Origin of the sequence: Sandarakinorhabdus rubra, assembly GCF_010994245.1 — a bacterium.
Classification (GTDB): domain Bacteria; phylum Pseudomonadota; class Alphaproteobacteria; order Sphingomonadales; family Sphingomonadaceae; genus Sandarakinorhabdus; species Sandarakinorhabdus rubra.
Genome location: NZ_WMHO01000190.1, coordinates 1 through 5,020 on the forward strand (window position 1 = coordinate 1; position 5,020 = coordinate 5,020).

Sequence of the window (5,020 nt, forward strand, 5' to 3'; positions counted from 1 at the left end):
GCCCCGCCGGCGGGCGCTGCCCCGGCCGCCGGCGCCGCCCCGGCAACGCCGCCGCGTCCCTGATGTCGTCGCAGGAAACGGAGACCGCCAGCACGGCAGACGTGCTGGCGGTCATGGCGCTGCTGCCGCATCGTTTCCCGATGCTGCTGGTGGACCGGGTGATCGACATCATTCCCGGCCGCTCGGCCACCGGCATCAAGGCGGTGACGATCAACGAACCCTTCTTCGCCGGGCATTTCCCGGCCCGGCCGATCATGCCCGGCGTGCTGATCGTCGAGGCGCTGGCACAGACCGCCGGCGTGCTGGCCATCCACGGCGCGCGGCTGAAGGACCCGGATGCCGGGGACAAGCTGGTCTATTTCATGGCGATCGACAACGCCAAGTTCCGCCAGCCGGTTGAACCTGGCTGCTTGCTGCATCTCAAGGTGGAGGTGGTGCAGGACCGCGGCCGCATCGCGAAGTTCACCGGCCGGGCCGAGATCGAGGGCAAGCTCGCCGCCGAAGCCAGCTTCACGGCGATGATCGCCGATCCGCCGGCCTGAGTGCTGCCGTCGCCATTGCAATTGCGGGGGAATTTCCCATATCAGGCGGCATGAGCACCCCCATCGCCTCCTTCCTGCTGCTCGCCGGCGTTCTGTCGGCTAGCCAGTTTGCCGGCGTGGTGCGCAGCGATGGCCCCAAGGCAGCAGTGGCGCAGCTTGTGTCGGGCGGTGACTGGCCGCGCGTGATGGCCTCGGTCCGCAACGGCACCGCCGATTGGATCGCCCTGGCGCCCGAACTGGCGCGCGGCGTTGAAGGGGCGCAGGCTGGCGAATTGTCGGCGGCGCTGGCCGCCGCGCTGCCGCGCGCGCCGTCGGACGTGCTGGCTGTCACCGATCTGAGGCGCTCGCCGGTGCTGGGCGTGCAGGCTGTATGCGGGGCGCCGGCCGGCAGCTTTCCCGCAGGTGGTCGTGCGGCCTATCTCGCCGATGCCCGCGAGGCCCTGGAGCTGCTGCCCGATGTGGCCGCCATCGGCCGCGCCAAGGCCGTGTGCCTCAAGGAGCTGGAGCTGGCGGCGAAGTAACGGGCGCCGCGTCAGCCGGTTTGGACGGGGTCCGTGTCGCCCACAGGCAGGCCGCCGCGATGATGGCGGCGCCGGCCACGGTGGCGGCAGACACTGCTTCGTCGAACACCAGCCAACCAAGCAGTGCCGCCCACGGCAGCGCGCTATACTCCAGCACCGCCGACACCTGTGCCTGCAGATGCACATAGCCTCGCGCCATCAGCTGCACGCCAATATTGCCAACCAGGCCGGTGCCCAGCATCAGCGCCAGGTCCAATCCCTGTGGCAGCGTCGCGCCGATGGTGGTGGGTGACAGCAGGGCCATCGGCACGATGGCGCCCATCAAGGTGATGAGGGTGGCGCCATCGGCAGCGGCGCGGGCACGCAGGATCAGCTGGGTAGCGCCATACATGAAGGCCGCGGCCACCACGGCGACCACGGCCAGCGCCCTGGTGCCAGCGAGATCGGGGATGCCGCCCACCGCCACCAGCACGCCGCCAAAGCCGGCGAGGCCGCCCAGCACATAGCGTGGCTGCATCGGTTCGCCCAGGACCAGCGAGGCCATCAGTGGCACGGTCAAGGGGCCGACGAAGCTGAGGGTGAGGGCCAGGGCCAGGGGCAGCTGGGTGATCGCCCAGAAAAAGCTCAAGGCCATGCCGGCGATCAGCGTGCCCCGCACCAGATTGGCTTTCAGGCCGCCGGGCGCGAAGCCGGGCCGGCCCTGCCACTGCCACACGGCCAGCGCAATGATGGTCCCGCTGGCATAGCGGCCAAAGGTGGTGAAGGGCGCGCCATGGCGCAGCGCCAGCCACTTCACCATCGCGTCCATCAGGCACAGCGCACCGATGCCGGCCGCAACCTGCAACGTGGCAACAAGGGCGGCAGAACGCGGCATGGCGGCGGGCTTAGCCGCCGCTGCTGCCAGCGTCCAGCCTGCCTCAGCGCCCCAGCCGGCGAATCAGGCTGGCCGCGAGGTAGAGCCGGCGCGGCACGGCTTCGAGATAGACATATTCCGCCGAGGTCGTGTGCGCGCCAAAGCCCGGCAGGCCCAGCGACTCGATCACCGGCACACCGGCGAGAGACGCATAGCCGGCATCAGTGCCGCCGCCGCCGCGCTCGTTCACGATGAAGCCGCGGCCCAACCCGGCATAGATCTCCTGCGCCGCGGTGATCAGCGCATTGCTGCCTTCGGTGGCGGTGAACGGCGGCCGGTTCACCCGCACCTCGGCCTTCACCACCGCGCCGGGGATGGACGGCGTCTTCAGCCGCTCCAGCAGTTCGGCGCGGAACTCGTCGGTCTGGGCGATGCTGGCGGTGCGCAGGTCGCCGATCAGGGTGATGTCATCGGGGATGATGTTGCGCACGCCGCGCTGCTGTTCCAGCACCGTCCAGTTGAAGCGGCGGTTGCCAGGGCCGCGATCGAGATCCTTTGTGGCGGCGATCACGTGGGCGGCTTCGGTCAGCGCATTGATGCCGCCTTCCGGGTTGCTGCCGGCATGGCTGGCCTTGCCCTTGATGGTGACGATTACCGTGTTGGTGGCCGATGTGCCGCGCGTCAGCCGCTCCGGCATCCCATTTGGTTCAAAGCTCAACACGGCGGTCTGGCCGCGCGCCAGTTCGGTGATCGTGGCGCCCGAGCCGAGCGAGCCGCGCTCCTCGTCAGTGTTGATGGCCACTGTCAGCTCCGCATAATCGCGCTGAGACAAGAGCGGCAGCGTGTGGAGGATCACCGCGATGCCGCTCTTGTCGTCGGAAATGCCGGGGCCATAGGCCAGCGGCCCCTGCGGACCGTCTTCGACACGGAACGGCGCGCGGGCAAGCGCACCGCGCTGATAGACGGTGTCCATATGGGCGATCAGCAGCAGCTTGCCCTTGCCGGTGCCGCGCCAGCGCGCGACGATGATGTCCCCCACCACGCCGCCGGTGGGCTTCAGCCGCTCGACACGGCCGCCCAAGGCCGTGAAGCGGCCTTCAAGATACTGGCCCATCGCCGCCATCCCCTCGGCATCGCCGGTCCCGGTCTCGATCTCGACCAGGCTTTTCAGCGTGCCGGTGACGGACGGCGCCTCGGCGGTCGCAGCCTTCAGGAGCGCGGCGTCGGGCTTTGCGGCCTTCACCGGGGACTGGGCCAGGGCTGACGTGCCGGCCAGCAGCGCCAGCGCGATGACGACGGATTTCATTGCGGTCTCCCCGACAAGATAAGTGGTGCTCAGGCGGTTTCGGCGAACAATTCGCGCCCGATCAGGTAGCGGCGGATCTCGGACGTGCCGGCGCCGATCTCGTAGAGCTTGGCGTCGCGCAGCAGGCGGCCGGTCGGATAGTCGTTGATATAGCCGTTGCCGCCCAGGCACTGGATCGCCTCCAGCGCCATCCAGGTGGCCTTTTCGGCGCTGTAGAGGATACAGCCGGCGCTGTCCTTGCGGGTCGTCTCGCCGCGGTCGCAGGCCTGCGCCACGGCATAGGTGTAAGCGCGCGCCGTCGACAGGGCGACATACATGTCGGCCAGCTTGCCCTGCATCAACTGGAAGGTGCCGATGGGCTGGCCGAACTGTTGGCGATCGTGGACGTAGGGCACCACCACGTCCATGCAGGCCTGCATGATGCCGATGGGGCCGCCCGACAGCACGACGCGCTCATAATCAAGGCCCGACATCAGCACGCGCGCGCCGTTGCCGACGCCGCCCAGCACATTCTCGGCCGGCACCTCGCAGTCCTCGAAGATCAGCTCGCAGGTGTCGGAGCCGCGCATCCCCAGCTTGTCGAGCTTCTGGGCGGTGGAAAAGCCCACCATGCCCTTCTCGATCAGGAAGGCGGTGATGCCCCTGGGCCCGGCATCCGGATCGGTCTTGGCATAGACGACCAACGTTTCGGCATGCGGCCCATTGGTGATCCACATCTTGTTGCCGTTGAGGACATAGGCCCCGTTGCCCTTCGCCTCGGCCCGCAGCTTCATGCCGATCACGTCGCTGCCGGCGCCCGGCTCCGACATGGCGAGGCTGCCGACATGGTCACCGCTGATGAGACCGGGCAGATACTTCGCCTTCTGCTCCGCCGTGCCCCAGCGGGTGATCTGGTTGATGCACAAGTTGGTGTGCGCGCCATAGGACAGGCCAACGCTGGCCGAAGCGCGGGAGAGTTCCTCCACCACCACGACATGCGCCAGATAGCCAAGGCCAGCACCGCCATCCGCCTCTGGCACGGTGATGCCGTGGAGGCCGAGGGCGCCCATCCTTGGCCACAGATCGCGCGGAAACTGGTTCGTCGCGTCAATCTCGGCAGCCCGCGGGGCGATTTCGGCGGCTGCGAAGGCGCGCACCGTGTCGCGCAGCATGGCGATCGTGTCACCGTGATCGAACTGCAACTGGCTGAGCATCTCTCGTTCCTTCCTGCGGCGGTCAGCCGATCTCGACCAGCGTCATGCCATCGGCCACCTGATCGCCCACGGCGACATGCACGGCGGTGATGGTGCCGCCGCCGCGCGCGGTCAGCCGATGTTCCATCTTCATCGCCTCCAGCACCAGTAGCCGGTCACCTTCCGCCACTGCCTGGCCGGGGATCACGTCCACAGCCAGCACGCGGCCCGGCATTGGCGCGTTGATGCGACCATCGCCGCCACCGGCATCGGCGGTGCGCGGCGGGCGGGTGGCCAGGCGCCAGCACTGCCCGCCCATGCGCACCTCGATGTCATGGCGGCCTGGCACCACTGTGGCCGGCAGCAACGTGCCTGCCAGATCGATGCTGACGCTGAACATGCCCTCTCGCCGCGCCGTCACCTCGCCTATGCCGGCCAGCCCGCCGATCCGCCAGCGATCCGGGCCGACCTGGCGCAGGGAAACGCTGTGCGCCACCTCGGCCCACCACAGGTGGACCTGGCGCTCGTAGGGCAGGTTGAGCCGGAAGGGCAGCGCGAACGGCCCGGCCCCGCCGGTCTGAGCCGGCAAGCCGATCCCCAGCGCGGCGGCCAGCACCACCGGTGGC

General features: G+C 69.0%; 6 protein-coding genes. 2 read left to right on the forward strand and 4 right to left on the reverse strand.

Features of this window, described 5'->3' with window-relative positions; translation table 11 throughout:
• Window positions 1-62: 62 nt before the first annotated feature.
• Together fabZ and GJV64_RS11195 are read left to right on the forward strand one after the other, a co-directional pair.
• Window positions 63-542, forward strand: coding sequence for a 3-hydroxyacyl-ACP dehydratase FabZ (gene fabZ, locus GJV64_RS11190; RefSeq protein ID WP_164157313.1), 480 nt, complete (start codon window positions 63-65; stop codon window positions 540-542).
• Between the two features lie 50 nt (window positions 543-592).
• Window positions 593-1,063, forward strand: coding sequence for a hypothetical protein (locus GJV64_RS11195; protein ID WP_164157309.1), 471 nt, complete (start codon window positions 593-595; stop codon window positions 1,061-1,063).
• On the opposite strand, the gene GJV64_RS11200 is transcribed toward GJV64_RS11195, so the two are convergent.
• The 4 genes from GJV64_RS11200 to GJV64_RS11215 form a co-directional block, all read right to left on the reverse strand.
• Window positions 1,035-1,937: a DMT family transporter gene (locus GJV64_RS11200; protein WP_164157310.1), complete on the reverse strand. Its 903-nt coding sequence runs from the start codon at window positions 1,935-1,937 to the stop codon at window positions 1,035-1,037. The two genes, GJV64_RS11195 and GJV64_RS11200, sit on opposite strands and share 29 nt — an antisense overlap.
• A 43-nt stretch (window positions 1,938-1,980) precedes the next feature.
• Window positions 1,981-3,222, reverse strand: coding sequence for a glutamate carboxypeptidase (locus GJV64_RS11205; RefSeq protein ID WP_164157311.1), 1,242 nt, complete (start codon window positions 3,220-3,222; stop codon window positions 1,981-1,983).
• 29 nt (window positions 3,223-3,251) lie between these two features.
• Entirely contained in the window at window positions 3,252-4,415 is a 1,164-nt protein-coding gene (locus tag GJV64_RS11210) for an isovaleryl-CoA dehydrogenase (protein ID WP_164157312.1), read from the reverse strand.
• A gap of 22 nt (window positions 4,416-4,437) precedes the next feature.
• Window positions 4,438-5,020: acetyl-CoA carboxylase biotin carboxyl carrier protein subunit (locus GJV64_RS11215; protein WP_328799177.1), on the reverse strand; the 583-nt coding region annotated here is incomplete at its 5' end.